We start from the raw sequence: 24,618 nt of genomic DNA, 5'->3' as shown, positions 1-24,618 counted from the left end.
GGGGCCGGCGAGGATCAGACGGCCGTAGCGGGCGGACGAGGGTCAGGCGGCGTGGCGGGCGGTGAGCTGGCGGAGCAGGTCGAGGGCGGCGTCGGCGATCACCGTACCGGGCGGGAAGATCGCGGCCGCGCCCGCGGCCCGCAGCTCGTCGTGGTCGCCCGGCGGGATCACGCCCCCGACCACGATCATGATGTCGGCGGCGTCGAGCTCGGCCAGCGCCGCGCGCAGCGCGGGGTCGTACGTCAGGTGCCCGGCGGCCAGCGACGACACGCCCACCACGTGCACGTCGGCCTCGACCGCCTGCCTGGCGACCTCTTCCGGCGTCTGGAACAGCGGGCCGACGTCGACGTCGAAGCCCAGGTCGGCGAAGGCGGTGGCGATCACCTTCTGGCCCCGGTCGTGACCGTCCTGGCCCATCTTGGCCACCAGGATGCGCGGGCGGCGCCCCTCGGCCTTGGCGAACTCGTCGCAGGCGGCACGGGCCCGCTCGATGTTGCCGGTCGTGCCCGATTCGTCGCGATACACCCCTGTGATGGTACGCACCTGCTCGGCGTGCCGGCCGAACACCCGTTCCAGCGCGTCGGAGATCTCCCCCACGGTCGCCTTGGCGCGAGCGGCGTCCACGGCCAGCTTGAGCAGGTTGTGCTCCAAGCCGGGCTCGGGATGCCCGGCGGCCTTGGTCAGCGCGTCGAGCGCGCGCGCCACGGCCTCGGGGTCGCGCTCGGCCCTGAGGCGGGCCAGCTTGGCGAGCTGCTGGGCGCGTACGGCGCTGTTGTCGACCTTGAGCACGTCGATGGCCTCGTCGCCGTCGGCCCGGTACTTGTTCACCCCGATCACCGGCTGCCGGCCGGAGTCGATGCGGGCCTGCGTGCGTGCGGCGGCCTCCTCGATGCGCAGCTTGGGCAGCCCCGCCTCGATGGCCCGCGCCATCCCGCCGGCCGACTCGACCTCCTCGATGTGGGTCCAGGCGCGCTCGGCGAGGTCGTGGGTGAGGCGTTCGACGTAGTAGGAGCCGCCCCACGGGTCGATCACCTGCGTGGTGCCGGACTCCTGCTGCAGCAGCAGCTGGGTGTTGCGGGCGATGCGGGCGGAGAAGTCGGTGGGCAGGGCCAGCGCCTCGTCCAGGGCGTTGGTGTGCAGCGACTGCGTGTGGCCCTGGGTGGCGGCCATGGCCTCGACGCAGGTGCGGGCGACGTTGTTGAAGACGTCCTGAGCGGTCAGCGACCAGCCGGAGGTCTGGCTGTGCGTACGCAGGCTCAGCGACTTCGGGTTCTTCGCCCCGAATCCGGACACGAGCCTGGCCCACAGCAGCCGGGCGGCCCGCAGCTTGGCGACCTCCATGAAGAAGTTCATGCCGATGCACCAGAAGAACGACAGGCGCGGCGCGAACCGGTCGACGTCCAGGCCGGCGCCGACCCCGGCGCGCAGGTATTCGGCCCCGTCGGCGAGGGTGTAGGCCAGCTCCAGGTCCAGCGTGGCTCCGGCCTCCTGGATGTGGTAGCCGGAGATGCTGATGGAGTTGAACTTCGGCATCTTCTCGCTGGTGTAGGCGAAGATGTCGGAGATGATGCGCATCGACGGCGCAGGCGGATAGATGTAGGTGTTGCGGACCATGAACTCTTTGAGGATGTCGTTCTGGATGGTCCCCGCGAGCTGTTCGGGCGCGACGCCCTGCTCCTCGCCCGCCACGATGTAGAGCGCGAGCACGGGCAGCACGGCGCCGTTCATGGTCATCGAGACCGACATCCGGTCGAGCGGGATGCCGTCGAAGAGCTGGCGCATGTCGTAGATGGAGTCGATGGCCACGCCCGCCATGCCCACGTCGCCCGCCACCCTGGGGTGGTCGGAGTCGTAGCCCCGGTGGGTGGCCAGGTCGAAGGCCACCGACAGGCCCTTCTGGCCGGCCGCGAGGTTGCGCCGGTAGAAGGCGTTGGAGTCCTCCGCCGTGGAGAAGCCGGCGTACTGGCGGATGGTCCAGGGCTGGTTGACGTACATGGTCGGGTACGGGCCCCGCAGGAACGGGGCGGCGCCCGGGTAGGTGCGCAGGAAGTCGAGGTCGTCGAGGTCGGCGGCGGTGTAGAGGGGCTTGACCGCGATGCCCTCGGGGGTCTCCCAGACCTCTCCCTCCACGTCCGGGACCTCGGCCGCCCGCCCCGGCAGGGGGGTCAGCGGGATGCCGGAGAAGTCGGGGATCATCGGGTCACCTCCAGGTCGTCGTAGGTCTCGTGCAGGACGGCCAGCGCGTCGCACCCGGCGTGGAGGTTGGCGTCCAGGCCCTCGTAGTGTCCCTTCCCCGCCAGCCACACCTTTCTCGCGCCCGCCGCGCGCAGGGCGGCGGCCACGGCGGTGGCGTGCTGGGCGTAGAGCTTGTCGCTCGAACACAGGCAGGCCACGGACGCGCCGCTCGCGGCGAAGGCGGCGGCGATCCTCTCGGGGTCGGTCTCCTGGCCGGAGGTCTGGGTGGCCAGGCCGCCCGCCTGGAACAGGTTGGCCGCGAACGCGGCGCGGGCGGTGTGGGCGGACAGGGGGCCGATGGTGGCCAGGAACACCTTGGGGCGTTCGGGCAGGGAGTCGGCCAGGTCGCGCAGCCGTTCGAACGGCTCGGCGTACCGGATCGCCGGAAGCCCTTCAAGCGCTTGCTCGGGTGGACCGGCCTCCAGCGACTTGCCGGCCTCCGACGGCGCGCCTCCTCCTGGTGGGGCGGGGCGGCGGAGCGGGCGCTCGTGGAGGTCGGGGAACTCGCTCACGCCCGTGATCGGGAAGCGCCGGTGCGCGATGTCGTCCGCGCGCCGGTCCCTGGTGGCGGCGATCCGGCCGGCCACCAGCCCCCCGGCCGCGGCGATCCCGCCGGCCGCCTCGATCTCCTGGAAGAACGCCCAGGCGGCCTCGGCGAGGTCGGCGGTGCGGCGCTCGACGTACCAGGAGCCACCGGCGGGATCGAGCACCCGCCCCAGCCCCGACTCCTCCAGCAGCAGCGACTGCGTGTTGCGGGCGATCCGCCGGGAGAAGGCGTCGGGCAGCCCGAGGCAGGCGTCGAACGGCCGCACGGTGACCGCCTGCGCCTCGCCCACGCCGGCGGCGAAGCAGGCCACGGTCGTGCGCAGCAGGTTGACCCACGGATCGCGCGCGGTCATCATGGCCGCGCTGGTGACGGCGTGCTGCCGCTGGCCGCCGGCCTCCGGCGCGCCGCAGACCTCGGCGACCCTGGCCCACAGGCGGCGGGCCGCGCGCAGCTTGGCGATGGTGGCGAACTGGTCGGCGGTGGCGGCGTAGCGGAAGTCGATCTGCCCGAGCGCCTGCCCGGCGGACAGGCCGCCGCCGGTGAGGGCCCGCAGCTCGGCGACGCCCCGCGCGATCGAGCAGGCCAGCTCCTCGGCGTCGCTGCCGCCCGCGTCGTGGTAGGGCGTGGCGTCCACGGTGACGGCCCGCAGCCCGGGGAACCCGTCGGCGCAGCGCCGCGCCAGCTCGATCCCGGCGGGGCCGCGCGCGGCGGAGGCGCCCAGGTTGCCGCTGGGCGTGACGCCTCGGGCGGCGGCCAGCTCGAACAGGGCCTCGGCGGCCTCCGTCGCCAGGTCGCCCGCCTCCAGGACGACGGGTGCGAGGTCGAGGTAGACGTCCTTCAGCACCGTGCCGAGCTCGCCCACCGGGATCGCGCCCGGGCCGACGACGAGCCAGAGCGAGGTGACGCCGTTCTCCAGGTCCGCCAGCACGGCCTCGGGGTCGGCCACGGCGTGCCGCTGGCGTACGTCCCAGCCGGCGGCGGTCGCGGAACCGCGGACGTAGGGGGTCGCGCCGGGCGCTCCCGGGTCGCCGGGGAGGTCTTCCGCGTCGTACAGCGGCGCGACCGTGATCCCGTCGTACGTCGTCCTGGACAGCACCTCCTCCGGCGCGCCGGCCTCGGCCCCCGACTTGCGCAGGACCTCGGCCGCGAGCGCGCGCCAGTCGTCCCGTGAGATGGACGCGAATCCCGCTGCCAGTTCCATGATTCGGATAGTAGGCGGAATGCCGGAATAGGAGTAACCCCGGGCCACCCCCTGTGTTCCAGGTCACCCGCGCTTCGGACGGCAGGTGGCTCAGGGGGCCGGCGCCTCCCACGCCAGCCGCCACGTGACCGGCCCCACGACCCCGTCGTCGTCGATGCCCTGGGTGCGCTGGAAACTACGGCACACGTCACGGGACGCGGCCCCGTACGCGCCGTCGACCTCCAGGTCCCAGCCGCGCCGCCGCATCTGCCCCTGCCAGGTGCGCACGTCCTGCCCGCGCGTCACCGGGGGGTAGGTCAGCAGCCGGCCGGGGAACGGGGGCGCGGCGGGGCCGCTCTGCCCGGGGCGCGGGGCTCCGCGCCTGACCCAGGCGTAGAGTGCCTCGCCGGGGCAGTCGGTGGCGAAGCCGTCGCGGTGTCCCTTGATCTCCTTGCCCGCGTGGCCCCGGTCGCGTACGTGCTGGATCGTGTCGAGCACGGCGTGCAGGATCCCGTCGGGCGGCTTGACCAGCCCGGCGTTGCCGACCAGGCCCAGCACGGCGTAGTGGCCCGCGTTGAGCCCCGGGCCGTTCGCGGCCGGCAGGTGGTGCAGGCCGCGGCCCTCGAAGACCTTCCGGTGGGGGCAGGCCACGAAGGAGTAACCGATGTCGATCCAGCCGTTGCCGTCCATGTGGAAACCCTGGATCGACTGCACCAGGGCCACGCAGCGGGCGTGGTCGGAGACGATGCCCGGATCGACCCTTCCGCCGGTGTAGTGAACCTTGACCCCCTTGGTGGAGTCGAGCTGTGTGTAGTCGCCGCGCGGAGCGCGTGCTTTCCAATCGCGCCGTAACACCAGGTCGATGGCCACGGTGATCTCCGAAGGTCGCTGCCGGGAATACTGAGCGTAACCCGGCGGGCGCGGACAGGTCCTGGAGATGGGCGATTTCGTCTGGGGCCTGATCACCGTTCATTCAGGGCCTTCGGCTAGGGCCTGATCACCCGCTGATCCGTGACGATCGCGCTGATGAGGTCGTGCGGGGTGACGTCGAACGCCGGGTTCAGCGCCCGCGTGCCCTCGGGCGCCACCCGGACGCCTCTGACGGACACGATCTCGTCCGCGCCGCGGTCCTCGATCTCGATCTGGTCGCCGGTGGGGGTGTGCTCGTCGATGGTGGACTCGGGCGCGACCACGATGAACGGCACGCCGGCCCGTTCCGCGCCGAGGGCGAGCGCGTACGAGCCGATCTTGTTGGCGGTGTCGCCGTTGGCGGCGATCCGGTCGGCGCCGATGAGCACCGCGTCGACCTCGCCCCTGGCCAGCAGGTACGGCCCCGCGGAGTCGGCGATCAGCCGGTGCGGCGCCCCCATCCTGGCCAGTTCCCAGGTCGTCAGCCTGGCCCCCTGCAGCAGCGGCCGGGTCTCCAGGGCGAGCACCTCGGCCAGCCGCCCGCGCTCGTGCAGCGTCTGGACCACGCCGAGCGCGGTGCCGCGTTCGACGGCGGCCAGGCCGCCGGTGTTGCACACGGTCATGATGCGCAGCCGGTCGCCTTCGAGCAGGGCGGCCCCGCGCTCGCCCATGGCGACGCAGGCGGCGATGTCGTCGTCGCGCACGCGCAGCGCGGCGGCGAGCGCCGCCTCCGGGCCTTCGTCCAGGTGGGCGACGGCCTGGTCGACGCCCCAGGCGAGGTTGACCGCGGTGGGCCGGGCGGCGAACAGCTCGGCCACCAGGGCCGGGTCGCCGTCGGCCACCACTGCGCCGAGCGCCCCCGCCACGCCGAGCGCGGGGGCGCCGCGCACGGCCAGCCGCCTGATCGCGGCGACGAGTTCGGCGACGGTGCTGACGCGCAGCATCACGCACTTGTCGGGGAGCAGGGTCTGGTCCACGAGTTCGACGGCGCCGTCGACCCAGTCGATGGTCCTCACAGCAGGAACGCTAACCCACCGGAGCCCTGGCTCAGCGCTCGGCCAGGACGATCACGGAGTCCTGCTCCTTCAGGACGATGGGCCGCGTCTTGTCCGGGTTCAGCACGATGCCGTAGTGGGGCGGATCGTTCCTGGTCGCGGCGTCGCGGTAGCCGATGGCCGTCTCGCCACTGCGCCGCGCCGCCTCCACGACGGTGGAGAACGTCACCTCCGAGCCCGGCGTGATGTAGTCGGCGGCGGGCCGCGGGTAGATCTCCGAGCCGCGTGAGTCGAAGAGGTAGCCGAAGACGTCGGCCAGGTGCCGGTTCTCGGCGAGCTGGGCCAGCAGCAGGCCGATCACGGTGTCGCTGATCACGATGTCGTCGGCCTCGGTGACCTCGGCCAGGGCGCGGTTGCTCTCGTCGTGCATCTCGCTGACGATCGAGTAGTGCTCGCCGAGCGTGCTCTGCATGTCACGCAGCTGCAGCAGCGTCATGAGCGTGCGCGTGTCGGAGTGGTGGGCGTCGAAGCGGTTGTCGGACAGCACGATGACGTGCTGGAAGAGGCCGACGCCGAGCGACTCCAGGGCGAACCTGTCGGTGGTGTCGCAGTCCTTGACGTTCACCGTGAGGTTGCGCAGGCCGGCCAGGTTCGTACCCGCCTTGGGGTGGTCGGCGGCGATCTCCAGGACCGATCCAGGGGCGACGTAGCCGTCGAGGTAGCGCACGATCTGCTCGGCGCGGCCGTTCCAGTTGAGCAGGAGCGTGCGCTCGGTCGCGGTGGGCGTCGCCGGGGCCTCGGCGATGACGGATTCGTCGATGCTGGGCCTGCCGGCGGCCAGGCGCACGTGGGAGTCGTCGTGCGCGATGACGACGACCTGGTCGTCGGCGTTGATCACGGTGTCGCCCGGCGGGTTCAGCACGACGCCGGACGGCCGGCGCAGGCCGATGACGGAGGCCGTCTGGTACGCGTGCAGCGCGTCTCCGTACGTGACCCCCACGAGCTTCTTCGGGGTGCGCAGGTAGATCTCGCCGCCGTCGAAGTTGAGCAGGTCCATGCAGACGACGGACATGCCCGACTGGCGGGAGGACTGCACGATGAGCCGCGAGGCGGTGTCGTCGGAGTCGACCAGGTGCACGTCCGGGCCGCCGGCCAGGCGGGCGGCGGCGGCGTTGCGGTTGGAGGTGAGCCCGGCCACGACCGGCGGGTGGATGCCGTCGCGCTTGGCCAGGGCGAGCAGGATCTTGATGACGTGGGCGTCGGGGTCGTCGCCCTCGGGCGAGAGCACCACGACGGAGCGGGCCGCGGCCAGGTTCATCAGGTCGAGGTCGCGCGGCTCCGTCGGCCTGCCCGTACGGCACACCAGGCGGGTCCTGCCGAGGTCGCCGACGTGCTCGCGGATGTCCTCCTCCATGGCGAGTTTGTCACGGTCCGCCAGGACGGCGATGACCGAGCCCTTCTGGCTGGCCTGGGCCTTGACCAGCTCGGTCACGATGGTGAACATCTGGTCCGACCATCCGAGCACCACCGTGTGCCCGGACTCCACGATCCGCGAGCGTCCCCGCCGCAGGCGGTCCACCTTCTGCTTGAGCCCGTTCGACAGCAGGCCGACGAGCATGCTGACGATGAAGAGCCCGCCCAGCGAGCCGGCGAACATCACCGCCATGTATCCGATCGAACCCTTGTCACTGGCCACCCGGCTTGGGGTGAGCGCGTGCATGAGAGCGATCCAGAGCACCTCGCCGGCGTGGGACACGCCGTCCGGCTCATTGGGCGCAAGCCACAGTGTGAACGCCGTCACCAGCACGATCAGACCCACCGAGACGACCGCGAGCCAGCCGATCAGCGAGGCTGTGCCCTTGGACATGGTGTTGTCGAACCAGTAGCGCGCCCGTTCACGGAACGTGACCTTGGACACTTCCCCGATACCTCCGCGTAAGGAGTGATTTCACCCGACGACACAAGGTACCGGTGGATCTTTCCTTCCGCATGACGACAGGTAACGTATCGGCCATGGCGCAGCCCCTCACCCCCGACGATCCGGCGTCTCTGGGCGGTTTCCGCCTGTCCGGGCGACTCGGCGAAGGCGGGCAGGGCGTGGTCTATCTCGCCCATTCCGACGACGGCGAACCGGTCGCGATCAAGCTCCTCAACACCGGTGACAGAGAGACACGGGCCCGCCTGGCCCGCGAGCTCGAAGCCCTGGAGGGCGTCGCCTCGTTCTGCACGGCGCGCGTGCTCGACGTCTCGACCGACGGGCCGCGGCCTTTCGTGGTGAGCGAGTACGTCGACGGCCCCTCGCTGGCCGAGCGGGTGGCCGAGCGCGGCCCGCTGCGCGGCGGCGACCTCGAACGGCTCGTCGTCGGCACCGCCACCGCGCTCGCGGCCATCCACGCGGCCGGGATCGTGCACCGCGACTTCAAGCCGGCCAACGTGCTGCTGGGCCCCGACGGGCCGCGCGTGGTCGACTTCGGCATCGCCAGGGCCGAGGGCGCGGCGACCATGACGTCCGGGCTGATCGGCACGCCCGCCTATCTGGCGCCCGAGCAGATCTCCGGGGTGCCCGCCTCACCCGCTTCCGACGTGTTCGCGTGGGCGGCGTCGATGGTGTACGCGGCGTCGGGGACGAGCCCGTTCGGCGCCGGCACCGTACCGGCTGTGCTGCACCGGGTGCTGCACGCCGAGCCGGACCTGTCGCCGCTGCCGGCGCGGTTGCGGGAGGTGCTCGGGTCGTGCCTGGCCAAGGATCCGGCACGGCGGCCTTCGGCACGGGACCTGATGGTGTCCCTGGTCGGCCCCGGCACCCCTGGGGCCGTCGCTCCCGGGACCTTTGCTTCAGGGACCTTCACTCCCGGGACCCTCGCCCCCGAGACTTTCGTCCCTGGGACGCCCTCCCCCTCTGCCGCCCCTGCCTCTGCCCCCGCCCCCGCCCCCGCCGGCGTCCAAGGCCATCCGTCCGCCGCGTTCCGAGGACAGGCGACGGGGCCACGAGCGGGAGGACCGACCAATCCACGGTCCCCGGCCGAGACCACGGCGGGCACCTCACGCCGGCCACCCGGGCGCAACGTGCTGATCGGGGTGGTGGTGGCGGTGCTCGCCCTGGGCCTGGCCGGCGGCACCGTCCTCATGCTGAACCTGAACCGCCCGTCCGACACGAGAGCGGAGATCACGCCGCCGGCCACCCCCACCCAGAGCTCCCCCTCCCCCACGGAATCGGGGACGACTCCGGAGCCCAGCCCCACCGAGACGGCCGGCGAGACGCCGGACGCGACCACCAGTCCGACGCCGACGGACACCGACGAGAGCGAACAACCCACGACCGACCCCGGCCTGAAGATCCCCGCCGCCTTCGAGGGCGACTGGAGCGGGCACACCACCAGCACCAACCCGATGAGCCCCGGCGGCGCCGACAACGAGGTCGACCTGCGGGAAGGCGAGTCCACCGCGGACTGGGCCGAGAAGGGCCAGAGCGCCGACTGCAAGGGCACCATCACGCTGACCAAGGTCGAGCAGACCCGGCTCACGTTCGCCCTGGGCGAGCACGAGGGCGGCTGCGTTCCCGGGACGATCACCCTGGACCTGGAAGGGGACGCCCTCACCTATACCTGGCGCGACGTACCGGGCCTCGGATTGGTGACCCAGACGGGTAAGCTCCAGAAGAACTGAGCGGTTTCGCAGTCAAAACCTTTCGACATCCGGCGCAGAGACGGAGATCATTAACGGTATGTCTGTGATCAGGGAGGTGCCGTTCGCCAGCCCGGACTCCTCCGAGCTTCCGATGAACATCTGGATCGACGACGCCGACTCCGCCATCGACGTCATCGACGCGCTGGCGCTGTCACCGTTCGCCACCGGCACACAGCCGTGGTCGCGGCTGGCCAACCTGGAGCGGGTGCGGCCCGACGCCACGCTGACCCCCGCGGGCGGTCGCGTGCTGCGCACCGCGCGGGTCGAGGACGGCTCCGAGTCCCGGCTGATCTGCGGCGACGGCTGGACCCTGCGCGTCGTACGCCACCGCAACCGCACCGCCACCGTCAGCGTCACGGCGGTCGACGAAGACCTGGCCAAGACCGTGCTCGCGGAGAGCATCGACGGCGCGGAGGAGGCCGCCCCCGACGTCGACCACATCGAGATGGGCTTCTGGTGGCGCGGCATGCACGGCGGCACCCGGTCGGAGAAGCCGATCACGGCCCAGCCGTGGGACGAGATCAGCACCAACTACACGGCCAAAGTCCGCCCGGCCCTCGACCGGCTGATGTCGATCACCCCGGCCGACGTCAACGGCCGCCTCATCCTGCTCCACGGGGAGCCCGGCACCGGCAAGACCACCCTGCTGCGCTCGCTGGCCAAGCAGTGGCGCGACTGGTGCCAGGTCGACTGCGTGCTCGACCCGGAGCGGCTGTTCAACGAGCCCGGCTACCTCATGGAGGTCGCCGTCGGCTACGACACCGACGAGGACGCGCAGCGCTGGCGGCTGCTCGTGCTCGAAGACTGCGACGAGCTGATCAGCTCGGGCGCCAAGGCGCAGGCGGGGCAGGGGCTCTCGCGCCTGCTCAACCTGACCGACGGCCTGCTCGGCCAGGGCCGCGACGTCCTCGTGGCGATCACCACGAACGAGGACCTGGCCCGCCTCCACCCCGCCGTCGTCCGCCCGGGCCGCTGCCTGGCGCAGATCGAGGTGGGGCCGCTGAGCAAGGAGGAGGCGGTCACGTGGCTGGGCTCGAAGGAGGGCGTGGGCCCGTCGGGGGCGACCCTTGCGCAGCTGTACGCGCTGCGCGCGGGCCGCGACATCGTCCCGACACCCGGCGACGAATCCACCGGCCTCTACCTCTGACCCGCTGCTCCACCTGAGCTGAACGTCCCGCGCTCCCACCAGAGCGCGGGACTCTTCGTGTTCCCGGCCCCCGCCCGGCACAGCCCGCTCCCCCGGCGGATCCCGGGCACCCGCCCGCGCTCCGACGGTCGGCGGCGGCCGCCCCTCCACGGAACAGTGGGGCGGTCCGGCCGATATCCCCGCCCTCCCGAGGCGATCCCCTGCCACGGATGCGCATCGGATTTTGGGAGTCAGGTGAGGTAGGTGTGCAGGCGGCGGGCCTCGCGGACGAAGTTGTTCGACGCCCGGCGCCGCGCGATCTCCGCCACGCAGCCCACCGCTCCTCGCGCCCCCGCCCATCGCGCCGCCCGCAAGGCGAACGTGAGCGCCTGCGTGTGCCGGGTGTGCGGTCGTTCCCCCGCCCCGGGCAGGTATACGGACAGGAACCCTGTCATGATCCGCCACACCTCCCGATGAGCCCCGAGCCCGGCCGCGCCCTCCAGCGTCTCGAACACCGGCCCCGGCCTCAGCCCCGCCCTGCGGACCAGCAGCGCCAACTGCCGCCCCACCTCCTCGCCGTCGAGCTCGCCCCGGGCCGCCAGCTCCACCACCGGCCGCGCCCGCTCCCGGGGATCGGCGGACCAGCTCCGATCGGCCATGAAGTACGCCTGCACCAGCGCCACCGCCTCCCCCGGGGCCCCGCCGGCCGACGCCAGCGCCTGGGCCAGTCGCGGCTCGACACCGTCCGGACGCCACCGTTCGAGCAGGTATGGCACGAGATGCGCGGCCACGGCCTCCCGATGGGACGGCATCAGATACGGCCACCAGTGCGTGCAACCGCCATGCCCCCGGCTCCCGCGACCGATGGCGCCGGTCAGCAACTCGTCGGCCATCGCCACCCCGGTCGGCTCCGCCCCATGGAGCCGTGGCACGAGCGCACGCACGCCCGCTTGGACCGGTTCATGGTCGTCGCGATACGCGACCGCCGTCCCGGATCCCGGCCTCTCCACGGGCAGGCCCACGCCACGATCACCGCCGTCGGTGACCACCGCGCCCGACCCCTCCACGAGCAGGCGCACCCAGGTGATCTCGGCGCGGAGCTCCGGCTGTTCACCGTGCAGCCGGAAAGCCAACGCCTGGCCCGCCGCCGACCTCAGCCGCCCGGCCCGCGCGATCACGTCCGGCGGTGCGACCGAAAGCGGAACCCGCAATAGCGCCTGCGCCAGGTCGGCGGGCATGGGCTCGACCCCGTCGCGCTCGTAACCGGCCACCCGCTCGACCAGCCGCCCGGCGTCCACGTGCCCGGTGCCCTCGGTGGGCTCGGCCAGCAGGTACGGAGGCAGCGTCCCCGCCACGATCCCGTCGTACACCTCGGCGAGGCGCCGCAGCAGGAGGAGGTGCGGCCCCGCCACCTCACCGATTTCCGGCAGTCGGGAGCGTTCCCACTCATGCCCTCCCTTCCGCACCCCTCGCTCCAAACCCCCGGCCCTGGCTCCGGCGCCAGCGCTAGCTCCGGCTCCGGCCGGCCCATCACCCGACTTCCCGGCCGGCACACCACCAGATGACCCGTCCACGATCGCGCGGGCGATCTCCTCGGCCCGCTGCGCGACCTCCGTCCACGGCCCCGGCGGCGGGCCGGCCGCGTGCGGGACCTCCGACAGGCGAGCCACCAGCCCGTCCCGATCCCGCCCGTACAACCGCACCACCCCGGCCAGCCACGCCTCCGCGGCCTCCCATCTCGCCACCACCGGACGAGCATCCAGGCCCAAGGCCGACATCACGGGCGGCGGAAGATCGGGAACCCGCACCGGCTCGGGCAGCCGTACCGCAACGAACCCGCCGTCGTCCCGCCCGCCTGAACCCGCCTCCTCGCCGAACAGCTCCGCCAGCGTCTCCCCGAGCTCCTGCGGCAGCACGGCGACCGCGTCCCTCAGCGCCCGCGCCCCCTCACCCGTGAACCGTCTGGCGTGCTTGACCGCCACCCGCACCGCACGGCCCTGCACGTCACCGGACTCGCACCCGAACGCCTTCCCCAGCGCCGGCGCCAGCGAGCCGAGGTCGGCGTCCGGGTCGGCGGCGGCGAACTCGTCGAGCCACGTCAGCCCCGCCGTCAACAGCTTGCGCTCGCCCCTGGCCAGCAGGGCCCGCAGCGCCTCCGTCACCTCCCCCGGGCCCGCCTCCCCGAGCCGCCGCACCTGCTTGAGCGCCGTCTCCGCCACGGCCCCCGGCGCGGCGGGCAGCAGTCTCAGGTAGTCGCGGTGACGCTCGCTCACCTCGTCGCGCGTCGGCGCGAGCGAATCGTGCAGCCGTACGAAGAAGCGCAGGTCAGCCGCATGCCCGCCGCGCAGGAACCGCCGCAGGCACCCGTCGAGCAGCACGTCACGGCCGATCCTGCCTTCGCGTGCCAGCGCCGTGAGCGCGGTCAGCCAGCCGCGCCCCGCGTCCGCGGCCCGCCCAGAACCGCGTTCGTGGCGCAGGACCGCTCCGACGCCCTCCGCCTCGAACAGCCGTGGCAGGAGGTGGTCGAGCAGCGGGTCCGTACGCAGGCTCGCCGCGCTGGGCGGATGAGCGGCCCAGGCCACCGCGAGCGGATCGTGCTCGGGCGGGGAGACGCCGCTGCGCCGCAGCATGGCCAGCACCAGCCCCGAGACAGGACTCGTGGTGACGGCACTCCTGCGCGAGACCGGGCGGAGCTTGAGCGCGGCGCGGACGGCGAAGTCGGCCTGCCATGCCAGGGGGCGGGCCGACAGCACGTGTTCGAGCACGGCGGAGGTGGTGTCGCCGCCGTACTCGTCCCAGCGGTCCTGGAGGTCGCGCCGGTTGAGCCAGGCGACGACGCCCGCCACGCCGCCGATCGCGGCCGCTCCGGCGACCAGCATCGGGGCCGCCCAGCTCTCGTCCAGAGCCGGGGTCCAGGGCGGGTTCCAGGGGGTGTCGCGCTGCCAGCGTTCGTGCGCGGACACGGTACGGCCGGCGCGGGCGGCGGCGCGTACGTGCTCCCGCCAGGCGGCTTCCGTGACCTGCTGCCGCCTGATCTCGCGAGCCCGACGCCTGGCCTCGGCGCGTTTCCTGGCCACGGCGAGGTGACCGGGCAGCGCCGCGGCCACCTCACGGCGGGTCTGGTCGTCGAGCCGCAGCACCCGCCCGGCCACCCGCTCCGACTCGCCGGTGTCGATGGCCGCCACCACCGCGTCCCAGCCCCAGCTCACCCCCGCAGTCCTAGAACCGGTCCCCTCCGAGCCCATGTGCCGCGAACCCGCCCCCGCCGAACCTCCATCCCGCGAACCCGTCCCGGCCGAGCCCACATACCGCGACCCCGTTCCAGCCGAGCCCTCTTGACGCGAAGCCATCCCCGCCGAGTTCCCACCCCTCCCAACCATCCCCGCCGAACTCCCCCTGATCGAACTCGCCGTCGCCCCTGTGGACGGCGAAGCCGCACCCGTTCCTCTGGACGCGGGCTCACCCGTGCCCCGAACCACCGTCTCCCGGACACCCGCCTCCCGATCGGATGCCCACCGGCCCATCCCCGCCGTGCTCGTCCTCCGGGTGACCGGCTGCTCGGCGGTCATGGAGTCGCCTCCACCGCCGACGGCCGGCAGGCGGCCGGGGGAAGCGGTCCACCGGACGGCTCGGGGTGGGGCCGGCGGCCGGATAACGCCGCGTCGACGAAGGTCCAGGGTCCGGGTAACGCGGCGTGAAAGGCGGTGCGGCCCGCGCCAAGGACGGCGGGGCCCGCGTACGGGTACGTCTGCGCTGCGGATCTCATGACCCGCACCATAGAGATGATCACTGACACAATCCGCCCCCGCACGACGGGCCGGTACGTAAAACTTCCGATGTGCGACATGGAGCGCAAAAGCACAATGTGCCTGGTGCTCACCGTCGACCTGGCCCGCGTCGCCTTCACCCGGTTCGCCCTGCCGGAGACCTCTGCGGCCGTGTGGGTCGGCGAGGAGCGCGCGATCGGCTTCGCGGCCACCCAGATCGTTCCGTCGTGGACCGCGCGCACTTCGCCCGGCGCTTGGATCGAGGTCGAGCTGCGGGCCAGGACCGCGTCCGGCGGGCTCACCAAGTGGTACGTGATGGGCCGCTGGTCCGAGCACGGTGAGCCGCGTACCTCGGTGCCCGGCCAGGGTGACGAGGACGGGGACGTGGCCGTGGACACGTTCGTGGCCAGGCGGCCGGTGGTGGCGTACCAGCTACGGGTGACCACGCACGGCACGGACGCCCACCTGACCGGGCTGGCCGCGATGGCCTCCGCGCCCCCACGGCACCCGCCCGCTCCCGCCCCGGCCGCGCAAAGCACGAGCCTCCCCGGTCCTGGGTCAACGGCCGGCGGGCCGGTGGAGTTGGTGGTGCCGCGGCGTTCGCAGCACACGCACGCCGGCCACCACCCCCACCTCGACGGCGGCGGCGCCAACTGGTGTGCCCCCGCCTCGACGGCCATGGTGCTGGAGTTCTGGGGACGCGGCCCCGGCCCCGGCGAGCTGGCCTGGGTGGGCGACGGCGACCCGGCGCCGGGTGTGGATCACGCGGCGGCGGGCACGTACGACGTGAGCTACCAGGGCACCGGCAACTGGGCGTTCAACGTGGCCTACGCGGGCCGGTACGGTCTGTCCGGATTCGTCACGCGGCTGCGGTCGGCGGCGGAGCTGGAGCAGTTCGTCAGGGCCGGGATCCCGGTGATCACCTCGCAGTCGTTCAAGGCCCACGAGCTGCCCGGCTCCTGCTACACCACCAGCGGCCACATCATGGTCGTCACCGGTTTCACCGCCGGCGGCGACGTGATCGTGAACGACCCGGCCGCGCCCCGCGACTCCGAGGTGCGCCGGGTCTATCCGCGGGCGGCGTTCGAGCACGTGTGGCTCAGGAGCTCGGGCAGCGGCGGCATCGTGTACGTCGTCCATCCGCCCGAGTTCCCCCTTCCTCCCTGTACCAACGGCAATTGGTGAGTTGATGAGCATTCGACCGATCGATGTGGCCCGTACCGACGGAGGCCCCCAGTGGGTGGAGGCGGTGGACACGTCCTCCGGCGTCGAGGTCTGGTGGGACGAGCCGCGCCCGCACGAGGGCGGCCGGCGCTGCGTGGTGCGCCGCCTGCCGGACGGCTCCCGCGTGGACGCGCTGCCCGGGGGCTGGAACGCGCGCAACCGCCTCATCGAGTACGGCGGCCGCTCCTGGCGCCCCCTGCCCGGCGGCGGCCTGGTGTTCACGAACTGGGCCGACCAGCGCCTCTACCGCCTGGACGGTGACACCCCCGTGCCACTCACCGAGGCGGGCCCGTCCCGGTACGGCGACCTGTACCTCCCGCCCGGCCGGGGCGAGGTGTGGGCGGTCAGGGAGATCGGCGACGTGCGCGACCTGGTGGCGGTACCCCTCAACGGGGGCGAGACCAGGGTCATCACCAAAGCCCAACATTTCCTGATGAATCCGCGTATTTCGCCCGACGGCCGTCATGTCTCCTGGATCGGCTGGAACCACCCCAACATGCCCTGGGACGGCACCGAACTGTGCGTGGCCGAGCTGAACGAGGACGGCACCGCCGGCCCGTACCAGGTGCTGGCGGGCGGCCGGGAAGAGTCGGTGACCCAGGCCGAGTGGCGCGACGCCGAGGCACTGTACGCGGTCACCGACCCCACCGGCTGGTGGAACGTCCACCTCGTCCCCCTGGACGGCTCCCCCGCCCGCAACCTCACCCCGATGGAGCTGGAGTTCGGCGCCGCCGCCTGGAAGCCGGGCCTGGCCTGCTTCGCCGTCGCGGACGACGGCCGCCTCGTCGTCGTGCACGGCACCGCCGACCGCCGTCTCCTGGGCGTGCTCGACCCCGTCAGCGGCGAGCTGCGCGAGCTGGGCGGGGCGGCCACGCACTGGGCCTCGACGGTGTCCGTGGCGGGCGGCCGGGCGGTGGCGGTGGGGGCGACGCCGTACACGCCGCTGGAAGTGACGCTCGTCGGCCTGGACGACGGCGCGCACGAGGTGGTGTCGGCGCCCAAGCCGCTCCCCGACCGCGCCCTGCTGCCCACCCCGGAGGCCGTGACCGTCGAGGGCGTGCACGCCCACCTGTATCCCCCTGCCGGGGAGCCGGGGCCGAGCCCGTACGTGATCTTCGTGCACGGCGGCCCGACGGGGAACATGCCGATCATGCTCGACCTGGAGATCGCCTACTTCACCAGCAGGGGCATCGGCGTGGCCGTGGTCAACTACGGCGGCTCGACCGGTTACGGCCGCGCCTACCGGGAGCGGCTGCGCCACCAGTGGGGCGTGGTGGACGTGCACGACTGCGCCAAGGTGGCGCGCGGCCTGGTCGAGATGGGCCGGGCCGACGCCGCCAAGCTCGCCATCAGGGGCGGCAGCGCGGGCGGCTGGACCACCGTCGCGGCGCTCGTCCACAGTGACGTGTTCGCCGGCGGCGTCGCGCACTACGCGATCACCGACCCGGAGAGCTGGGCGGCCGAGACGCACGACTTCGAGTCCCGCTACCTCGACGGCCTGGTGGGCCCGCTGCCGGAGACCCGCGACCGCTACACCGAGCGCTCCCCCTTGCTGAACGCCTTCAAGGCGTCAGGCCCGTGCCTCATGCTGCACGGCCTGGAGGACGCGATCGTGGACGTCGGCCAGGCCGAGCGGTTCACCGCCGAGCTCGACCGGCACGGCAAGGAGTGGGCCCTGCTGACCTTCCCCGGCGAGCAGCACGGCTGGCGCAGGGAGGAGACCATCGTCGCGGTGCTGGAGGCCGAGCTGGCCTTCTACGGGCTGATCTTCGCCATGGAGACGCCCGGGGTGCCGCCGTTGACACTGAAGGGAAGAGTGTGAAGAGCGTCGCCGAGATCTGCTCGGATCTGATCAGGTTCGACACCACCAACCCCGGTGCGGGCGAGCGCCCGGCCGCCGAGTACGTGGCCACGCTGCTGGCCGACGCCGGTCTCGACCCGGTGGTGTTCGAGTCGGCGCCGAAGCGGACCACGGTCGTGGCCAGGATCACCGGCGGCTCCCCCGACGCGCTGCTCGTGCACGGCCACCTCGACGTGGTGCCCGCCGACCCGTTCGAGTGGCGGATGCACCCGTTCTCGGGCGAGATCACGGACGGCTGCGTGTACGGCCGGGGCGCGGTCGACATGAAGGGCTCGTGCGCGATGACCCTGGCCACGGTCCTGGACCTGGCGGCGCGGGGGGTGCGGCCCCGGCGGGACCTGGTGCTGGCGTTCCTGGCCGACGAGGAGGGGACCGGCGACTACGGCTCCAGGCACGCGGTCACCGAGCACCGCGAGCTGTTCGACGGCGTTACCGAGGCGATCAGCGAGTCCGGCGGGTTCAGCGTGGCATCCGGCGAGCACCGGGTGTACCCGATCGCGGTGGGCGAACGCGGCACCGCCTGGATGCGGCTGACCGCGCACGGCGTGGCCGGCCACGGCTCAAGGCCGCCCGTGGACAACCCGGTCGCGACGCTGGTGCACGCCCTGTCGCGGGTGGCCGCCCACCAGTGGCCGGTACGCCTGACGCCGTCGGTCGCGGCGCTGGTCGAGAGCCTGTCGGAGATCACCGGGCAGCCGATCGACCTCGACCGCCTGGACGCCGAGGCGGCCCGGCTGGGGCAGCTCGGCAACCTGTTCAAGAGCCAGATCCGTAACTCGGCCAACCCGACGATGCTGGACGCCGGATACAAGGTGAACGTGGTGCCCTCGACGGCCGGGGCCCACGTGGACGGGCGCTATCTGCCGGGGCTGCAGCAGGAGTTCCTGGAGACGATCGACTCCCTGCTCGGCCCGAAGGTGACCAGGGAGTTCGTCAATCTGGAGGACGCGCCGGACGCGCCGTACCCGTCGGCGTTCTTCGACGAGCTGGCGGGCGCGCTCGTGGCCGAGGACCCGCTGGCCCGGCCGGTGCCGTACGTGATGGCGGGCGGCACGGACGCCAAGTCGTTCGCCAGGATCGGCGTCAAGGGGTACGGCTTCGCGCCGCTCATGCTCCGGCCCGATCTCGACTATTTCGGCATGTTCCACGGCAAGGACGAGCGGGTGCCGGTGGAGGGCCTGGAGTTCGGCACCCGGGTGCTCACCCGCCTGCTCACCTGATCCTTCTAAAAAACCGAAAAAGACGCATAAGTCACACCATTCACCCCCATCCTGAGTCGGGCATGCACCGCATGCCCGACTCAGCGGACGTTTGCTCCACTCCACGCGCGTACCGGCTCCATCCCGGCAGCGCCAAACAATGGAACAAAGCATTCCGTTCTGATAGAGTGAAGACACACGAACGGAAGGGGCTCGCCATGAGCAGCAAGATCGTCACCGGCTGGACCGCTCTCGACGCCGCGCACGACGCGCTGCGCGAGGCCGTGAGCGGCGTGGGACCGGACGACTGGACCCGCGCGACGCCCTGCGCGGACTGGAACCTCGCCCAGGTCTTCCAGCACGCCGTCGGCGACCAGATCGGCTTCGCCTCCGCCCTGACCGGCGAGCCCGGCCCGGCCTTCAACCCGTTCGAGCCCTCGGGCGAGCTCGACGGCGACCCGGCGGCCGTCCTGGAGGACGCCCTGGGCCGCTCGGCACGGGCGTGGGCCGGAGTGGACCGCGAGGCGGCTGAGGTGCCGACGCCGGTGCCGCCGCACAAGATGTCGCCCTGGTCCGGCTCGGCGGCCAGCGCCCTCGACGCCGGCGTGCACGCCTGGGACATCGCCATGGCGACCGGCCGCCCCTCGCCGCTCACGCCGGAGCTGGCCCGGCCGCTGATGACGGTGGCCAAGGAGATCGTCGAGCCGCTGCGCGCGTGGGGCGCCTACGCGGCGGCGCTCACGCCGCAGGAGGGCGACGACGACGTGGCCGCGCTCCTGCGCTACCTCGGCCGCGACCCCCACTGGACCGCCTCCTAGGCACCCTGCGAACGGCCTCGGCGCCCCGTCACCTCCTCGGGTGACGGGGCGTTATGCCGCCCGGCGAAGCCGGCGTCGCCCGGCTGACCCACGCGCTCGTCCCGGGACGGGATCTCACCTCGCGCGGTACGTTCCCGCTCCATGTGACGGCGAGCGCCGCCGCGATCGACGACAGCGGCCGCGTGCTGATGATCCACCATCGTGCGCTGGACCGCCGGCTCCTGCCGGGTGGCCACGTGGAACCCGACGACCACGGCCCGCACGGCGCCGCGCTGCGCGAACTGGAGGAGGAGACCGGTATTGCGTGGCAGCACGCTGTCTCCCCGCCGGCGCACGACGTCATCCCCCGTGGACATCGACGTCCACGAGATCCCCGCCAACCCGGCCAAGCCGGAACCAGCCCACTGGCACGCGGACTTCCGGTTCGCGTTCTGGGTGAAGGACACGCCCATCACCTTGCAGGCCGAAGAGGTCAGCGCGTTCGGCTGGCGAAGCCCGGCCGATCTGCCCACCGTCCGCCATCGCGGACAGCGTCGCCGCGATCTGAGCGGCGCGACGCGCTGCGGGCCTTCCCCCGTGATGGCCCGCAGCCGGCGGCGCTCCGGTCAGGAGAACTTCGTCTTCGGGCGTTCCTGGAGCTCGTCGTCGACGTAGATGTCGAGCTTCTCGTTGTAGAACGCGACCAGCCCCGCCACCTTCTCGCTCTCCGGCAGCGGCGTGCGGTAGGACCAGGCGAGGTCCTTCTGGCCGTTGACCGTCCAGTATTCGGCGCTGCCCTTGTACGGGCAGTGGGTGACGGTGTCGGTGTGCTCCAGCAGGTCGAGCCGTACGTCCGTCTTCGGCAGGTAGTAGCGGGCGGGCAGGCCCGTCTCGAAGAGGATGCGCGGGCTGTGGGAGTCGGCGACGGTGACGCCGTCCACCTCGACCCGCACGTGGCGCGAGCTGCTCAGAATGTCGATCCTCGTGTACGGGTCGCGCGGGTGGAAGAACACCTCCTCGTCCTCCTCGAACCAGGCGTCCATGGCGTCCCAGTCGAAGCGGACATGACCGCGGATCTGCTCCAGCGGCGACTCGGGATAGGCCAGCGCCGCGTCCGCGGCCTCCGCGGAGCCGGACGTGACCGTGTAGACCACCGCGTCGCCCCTGCTCGGCGAGTGCTGGGTGGCCCCCGTGGGCTTCAGCGCGGACTCGTCCACGTCCGCGAGCGGGAAGTAGTAGGCGGGGTAGTACGGCACCTCCCACACGAGAAGGGCGGAGGTGGTGTCGGCCACCACCCGGCCGCCGAGGTAGGTACGCACACGCTTGGCGGTGGGCTCCACGCGCACCCGGCCGCGGTTCGTGACATCCATGTTCGCGGCAACCCCGCTGGCGGCCTCGCTATTCCACGGCCGCGACGAGAGTGATCAGCTCAGGCCGAACGCGCTCAGAGTGGCCCACGTGGTGAGTGTTCCCACGGCGGTGCCGGCGGCGACCTGGGGCCAGGTGTGGTGCGTGAGCCGTACCCTGGCCCAGCACACCAGCGCCACGACGGCGGCCCCCGCGAGCACGGCCGGCCACACGGGCAGGACGTGCGCGAACACCACCACCGTGCCGGCGGACACGGCGGCGTGGAAGGAGATCTTCCACCGCAGGGTGATGGGAACGGTCACCGCCAGCGCCACCAGCATCGCGGTCACGGTCGCCACCAGCAGGGTGGGCGCGCCCATCAGGACGAGCAGGGCCAGCGCCACCAGCACGGCCGCCACGGCCGCGAGCAGCGGTCCGGTACGGCGGGCGCGGTCGACGATGTGGTGGGAGTCGAGGCGCCCCGAGCGCACGCCCAGCGCGATCACCGCCGCCGGGACACCACCGCAGAACGCCGACGCCACCAGGCCCCAGGCGGCGCCCGTCCACCCCTGGGCGAGCAGTCCGACCAGCGGCGGCATGACGATCACCAGCACCTGGGGCGCCAGCAGGTTCGTCACCCGTTTGGCTACGAGGTCGGCTGTCATGTCACGACAGATTACGCGATCATGACCAATCGGCTGCCCAACGACCCGCCCCACGGCTTCTCGCCTCGTGCTACGTCATCCGTCACACGCCACGCCCCGGAGTGCCTGTGCGATGGGCGCCCTGCGTCCCGTGCCGTGCGCGAAGGCCGTGCGCGAAGGCCGTGCATGGGGGGAACCGTGCGAAGGCGGTGCGTGGCGGGGCCGTGGGTGGTGGGGTCGCGTGGGACCGTGGTGGGCTCGTCGGTGTCGCGTTCGTGGCGGCGGTGAGGGGCTTGGGTCAGCCCTTGCCGGCCGCGTTGACGATGCGGGTGGTCGAGCGGTCGGGGATGGCCTCCAGCTCCCAGCACTCCGCCCCCAGGATCGCGGCCGCCGCCGCGCGGGCGCCTGCGTGCGGGTCGCCCGCCGTGTGGGCGAGCGCGGCCGGGCGCATCGGGACGAGCAGGTCGATGTAGTCGTCGGGCCCGTGTGCCTCCGGCGGCCCCTTGACCACGAAGACCCCCGCCACGAACCGGAGCGCGGCGAGGACCTCGGCCCGCTCCGCCGACGGGTTGAACGGGCGGGTCGGCCCCTTCCAGGCACGCACCCTCGGATCGTCCTCGACGCCCACGACCAGCGGCAGCCCGCGCGCCGCCACCGCGCCGAGGTAGCGCACATGGCCCACGTGCAGGATGTCGAAGACGCCGGTCACGACCACCGCTCCCGGCAGCTCGTACGGCTGCACCCAGACGGCCTCCAGGCTGCTCACGCGACCTCCTGTTCCCCCACGGGCCTAGACGACTCGTCGATCGCAGCGTACTCGGTCGGCGTCCCCACCCGCGAAAGCGACCTCCCCGGACGGGCGGAAGAGCGTCCGCACCCGTCCCGGCTACGGAAACGGACCTTGGAAAGCCCATTCCTACCTTTTCGCAATAATCTCCACCCCACCCCTGGCGCGTCTCATAACGTCGCCGGTTTTGGGGGAGGTCACCGTGGCAGCGCCGATTCCGCACCACGCAGATGGGGACGACCGGCCAGACCCGGGTGACCACGTGGTCCGGCTGCGCGGGGTGCCCTCCCAGGTGTCCAGGGCCAGGGAGCTCGTCACGGCGGTGCTGGGCCGCGATCATCCGCTCTACGACGACGTGGTGCTGCTCACCAGCGAGCTGGCCACGAACGCGATCCTGCACACCAGATCAGGCGCGGGAGGCTCGTTCACGGTGACGGTCGAGAGTTCGGAGATGGGGGTACGGGTGTTCGTCTCGGACGCCGGCTCCGACGGGCCTCCGTGCGTGTGCCGTACGAGCACGCAGTCCACCAGCGGCCGCGGCCTGCCGCTGATCGAGGCGCTCAGCCACCGCTGGGGCTTCACCCGCGAGGCCGGCTCCACGACCGTCTGGTTCGAACTGCTGCGCGCCCACATGCCGGCCGGCGTGGCCGTCTGACCGTCGAAGCCGGGCGTCAGGCGCGGCCGTTCAGGGTGTCGAGGAAGCGCTGTTCGAAGGCGGCGGTGCCGGCGGCGGTGCCGTACCGGAGCGGGCGGCCGGAAGGTGACAGTACGGTGCGCCCGGCCGAGGGGCCGTCCGTCACCACGTCGATGCGCCCGGCGGTGAACGTGACGTGCCCGGGATGGACGGCGCTCATCGCGGCCAGCGGGTCCCACCAGTAGAGCAGGCCGGCGTCGATCAGGGGCCACACCTCGGGATGGGTGACGATCTCCAGTACGGTCTCCGCGGCCGCGGCGCCGTGGTCGGCGGCGAGCCGGTCCAGGAAGGCGGCGGTGATCGGCACCTGGTTGGCGGCGTCGAGCGACACCATGCGCACGCTTCCACGGCTCCCGGTGAGCGCGGCCCGCGCGGAGGCCGGGTCGAGCCAGTAGTTGAACTCCTGGCTCCCGTCGAACTCGGGCGGCGTGCCGCAGCACAGGTTCCCGCCGACCGCGACGGCCCCGCCCATCGTGGTCAGCCGGGCGGCACTGTACGGGAGCGCGGCGGCCACGTTCGTGAGCGGGCCGGTGGCGATGATCTGGGTCGTGGGCTCGGCCCGTACCAGCCGCCTGATCAGCTCGGGGGCACGGGTCCGGGACGGTGTCTCGTCGCCTGCGCAGCCGGGGGTGGCCGCGGTGAGCACCCGGTCGAACAGCTGCCTGAGGTCGGCGGGGAAGGAGTTGGGCCCGGTGGCCGGGGAGTCCGCGACGGCCACGCCGCGCAGGCCGAGCCGCTCGGCCAGGCACCGCGCGTGCCGGATCGCCCGGCCCGGTAAGCCGGCGCCGGCCTCGGTGACGGTGATGGCGCGCAGGTCGATGCGCCCGGCCCTGTGCTCCTGGGACAGATAGGCCAGCGTGGCGGCGTCGTCGAAGTCCATGTCGGTGTCGAAGATGATCGCGGGAGGAACCGCCGGCCGAGCGGACGCCGCCCGCGTGGGCGCTGCCAGTGCGGTCGGTGCTGCCAGTGCTGTCAGAACGAGGGCGAGGGCCGGCAGGATTCTCTTCATGGGTTCCCGGATTCACGAGGACGGGTGGGCGACCGGAATTCACCCTGACACAGCCTTCGGGCGCCGGGGTTTCAGACGGGCTTCATGACCGCTTCACCACCGGTTCGCGGGGTTCCTGGCCCGATGGGCGCGTCGTAGCGTTGCCTCCCGTCAGGCGGTCCTACGGTGGGAGACGACAATGGGCAAGTTCAGCGGAGCGGCGCTCGCGGCGATCGTCTGCGGGGTGGCGACGGCGGCGTCCTGCGCGTGGCCGGCGCAGGCCGCGACCAGCAGCACGGCGACGAGCGCTGCGACGAGCACGGTGACGAGCACGGTGTCCGCCGCCGCGTGCTACGCGAGCAGCGGGAACCTCTACTGCGGCAACGCGGCCAACGCGCCGATCTACGCCACACCCGGCTACACCAAGCCCAACGGCAACCCGGAGACCGTGGTCGACCGCCTGGAAACGACGTTCAGCTACTTCAAGTGCTACGTCTCCGGCCAGCCGCACGGCGGCGGCAACAGCATCTGGTACCACACCTACGGCGACCAGACCGGCCGCTGGGGCTACGTGGCCGCCGTCAACGTGTGGACGTCGACCGACCCGTACCCGGGCGTCGCCCACTGCTGA

19 protein-coding genes and 1 pseudogene are annotated in these 24,618 nt (G+C 72.6%); 10 read left to right on the top strand and 10 right to left on the bottom strand.

The window, feature by feature from the left end; genetic code table 11:
• Positions 1–42: 42 nt before the first annotated feature.
• From scpA to ABFX54_RS31965, 5 genes are all read right to left on the bottom strand, one after another.
• Positions 43–2,196 carry a methylmalonyl-CoA mutase gene (gene scpA, locus ABFX54_RS31985; RefSeq protein ID WP_346110299.1) on the bottom strand — a complete coding sequence of 718 codons (2,154 nt, stop codon included), beginning with the start codon at positions 2,194–2,196 and terminating at the stop codon, positions 43–45.
• Positions 2,193–3,983, bottom strand: a complete 1,791-nt coding sequence (locus ABFX54_RS31980; protein ID WP_346110298.1) for a methylmalonyl-CoA mutase subunit beta — start codon at positions 3,981–3,983, stop codon at positions 2,193–2,195. Before ABFX54_RS31980 ends, scpA begins: the two co-directional genes overlap by 4 nt.
• Positions 3,984–4,073: 90 nt before the next feature.
• Positions 4,074–4,832 (bottom strand): peptidoglycan recognition protein family protein, encoded by a 759-nt coding sequence (locus ABFX54_RS31975; RefSeq protein ID WP_346110297.1) that lies wholly within the window; start codon positions 4,830–4,832, stop codon positions 4,074–4,076.
• Between the two features lie 116 nt (positions 4,833–4,948).
• Complete coding sequence (gene mtnA, locus ABFX54_RS31970; protein ID WP_346110296.1) at positions 4,949–5,887, bottom strand: S-methyl-5-thioribose-1-phosphate isomerase; 939 nt, start codon at positions 5,885–5,887, stop codon at positions 4,949–4,951.
• A gap of 31 nt (positions 5,888–5,918) precedes the next feature.
• Positions 5,919–7,784: a CASTOR/POLLUX-related putative ion channel gene (locus tag ABFX54_RS31965; protein WP_346110295.1), complete on the bottom strand. Its 1,866-nt coding sequence runs from the start codon at positions 7,782–7,784 to the stop codon at positions 5,919–5,921.
• Positions 7,785–7,879: 95 nt separating this feature from the next.
• Here ABFX54_RS31965 and ABFX54_RS31960 point away from each other — a divergent pair, with 95 nt between their 5' ends.
• Together ABFX54_RS31960 and ABFX54_RS31955 are read left to right on the top strand one after the other, a co-directional pair.
• Positions 7,880–9,532: a serine/threonine protein kinase gene (locus ABFX54_RS31960; protein ID WP_346110294.1), complete on the top strand. Its 1,653-nt coding sequence runs from the start codon at positions 7,880–7,882 to the stop codon at positions 9,530–9,532.
• 58 nt (positions 9,533–9,590) lie between these two features.
• Complete coding sequence (locus tag ABFX54_RS31955; protein ID WP_346110293.1) at positions 9,591–10,700, top strand: DUF5925 domain-containing protein; 1,110 nt, start codon at positions 9,591–9,593, stop codon at positions 10,698–10,700.
• A gap of 230 nt (positions 10,701–10,930) precedes the next feature.
• On the opposite strand, the gene ABFX54_RS31950 is transcribed toward ABFX54_RS31955, so the two are convergent.
• Complete coding sequence (locus tag ABFX54_RS31950; RefSeq protein ID WP_346110292.1) at positions 10,931–13,888, bottom strand: DUF6493 family protein; 2,958 nt, start codon at positions 13,886–13,888, stop codon at positions 10,931–10,933.
• Between the two features lie 654 nt (positions 13,889–14,542).
• Between ABFX54_RS31950 and ABFX54_RS31945 the strand changes: the two genes are divergently transcribed.
• The 6 genes and pseudogenes from ABFX54_RS31945 (at position 14,543) to ABFX54_RS31920 (ending at position 20,202) form a co-directional block, all read left to right on the top strand.
• Complete coding sequence (locus ABFX54_RS31945) at positions 14,543–15,631, top strand: C39 family peptidase (protein ID WP_346110318.1); 1,089 nt, start codon at positions 14,543–14,545, stop codon at positions 15,629–15,631.
• Positions 15,632–15,635: 4 nt separating this feature from the next.
• Complete coding sequence (locus ABFX54_RS31940) at positions 15,636–17,492, top strand: dipeptidyl-peptidase 5 (protein ID WP_346110291.1); 1,857 nt, start codon at positions 15,636–15,638, stop codon at positions 17,490–17,492.
• Positions 17,489–18,751 carry a M20/M25/M40 family metallo-hydrolase gene (locus tag ABFX54_RS31935; RefSeq protein WP_346110290.1) on the top strand — a complete coding sequence of 421 codons (1,263 nt, stop codon included), beginning with the start codon at positions 17,489–17,491 and terminating at the stop codon, positions 18,749–18,751. The genes ABFX54_RS31940 and ABFX54_RS31935 overlap by 4 nt, the downstream gene beginning before the upstream one ends.
• Positions 18,752–18,948: 197 nt before the next feature.
• Positions 18,949–19,548, top strand: coding sequence for a TIGR03086 family metal-binding protein (locus ABFX54_RS31930; RefSeq protein WP_346110289.1), 600 nt, complete (start codon positions 18,949–18,951; stop codon positions 19,546–19,548).
• Between the two features lie 53 nt (positions 19,549–19,601).
• A pseudogene (locus tag ABFX54_RS57125) lies at positions 19,602–19,805 on the top strand (NUDIX hydrolase); the annotation flags it as partial.
• A 91-nt stretch (positions 19,806–19,896) separates the two neighbouring features.
• The gene (locus ABFX54_RS31920) at positions 19,897–20,202 is read left to right on the top strand and encodes an NUDIX hydrolase (protein ID WP_346110287.1); all 306 of its coding nucleotides are present in this window, start codon (positions 19,897–19,899) and stop codon (positions 20,200–20,202) included.
• Here the strand turns inward: ABFX54_RS31920 and ABFX54_RS31915 are convergent.
• From ABFX54_RS31915 to ABFX54_RS31905, 3 genes are all read right to left on the bottom strand, one after another.
• Complete coding sequence (locus ABFX54_RS31915) at positions 20,154–20,897, bottom strand: DUF427 domain-containing protein (protein WP_346110286.1); 744 nt, start codon at positions 20,895–20,897, stop codon at positions 20,154–20,156. The genes ABFX54_RS31920 and ABFX54_RS31915 overlap by 49 nt on opposite strands.
• Before the next feature lie 54 nt (positions 20,898–20,951).
• A complete protein-coding gene (locus tag ABFX54_RS31910; RefSeq protein ID WP_346110285.1) occupies positions 20,952–21,539 on the bottom strand; it encodes a hypothetical protein in 588 nt (195 codons plus the stop codon).
• 277 nt (positions 21,540–21,816) lie between these two features.
• A complete protein-coding gene (locus ABFX54_RS31905) occupies positions 21,817–22,284 on the bottom strand; it encodes an adenylyltransferase/cytidyltransferase family protein (protein ID WP_346110284.1) in 468 nt (155 codons plus the stop codon).
• 223 nt (positions 22,285–22,507) lie between these two features.
• Between ABFX54_RS31905 and ABFX54_RS31900 the strand changes: the two genes are divergently transcribed.
• Positions 22,508–22,960: an ATP-binding protein gene (locus ABFX54_RS31900; protein ID WP_346110283.1), complete on the top strand. Its 453-nt coding sequence runs from the start codon at positions 22,508–22,510 to the stop codon at positions 22,958–22,960.
• A gap of 16 nt (positions 22,961–22,976) precedes the next feature.
• Here the strand turns inward: ABFX54_RS31900 and ABFX54_RS31895 are convergent, their stop codons facing one another.
• Positions 22,977–24,008 carry a nucleoside hydrolase gene (locus ABFX54_RS31895; RefSeq protein WP_346110282.1) on the bottom strand — a complete coding sequence of 344 codons (1,032 nt, stop codon included), beginning with the start codon at positions 24,006–24,008 and terminating at the stop codon, positions 22,977–22,979.
• Positions 24,009–24,186: 178 nt separating this feature from the next.
• On the opposite strand from ABFX54_RS31895, the gene ABFX54_RS31890 reads away from it, so the two are divergent.
• Positions 24,187–24,618, top strand: a complete 432-nt coding sequence (locus ABFX54_RS31890; protein WP_346110281.1) for a hypothetical protein — start codon at positions 24,187–24,189, stop codon at positions 24,616–24,618.

The organism is Nonomuraea maheshkhaliensis, assembly GCF_039529435.1.
In the GTDB taxonomy this organism is placed as follows: Bacteria; Actinomycetota; Actinomycetes; order Streptosporangiales; family Streptosporangiaceae; genus Nonomuraea; species Nonomuraea maheshkhaliensis.
This window is presented reverse-complemented; position numbering and strand designations above follow the sequence as displayed.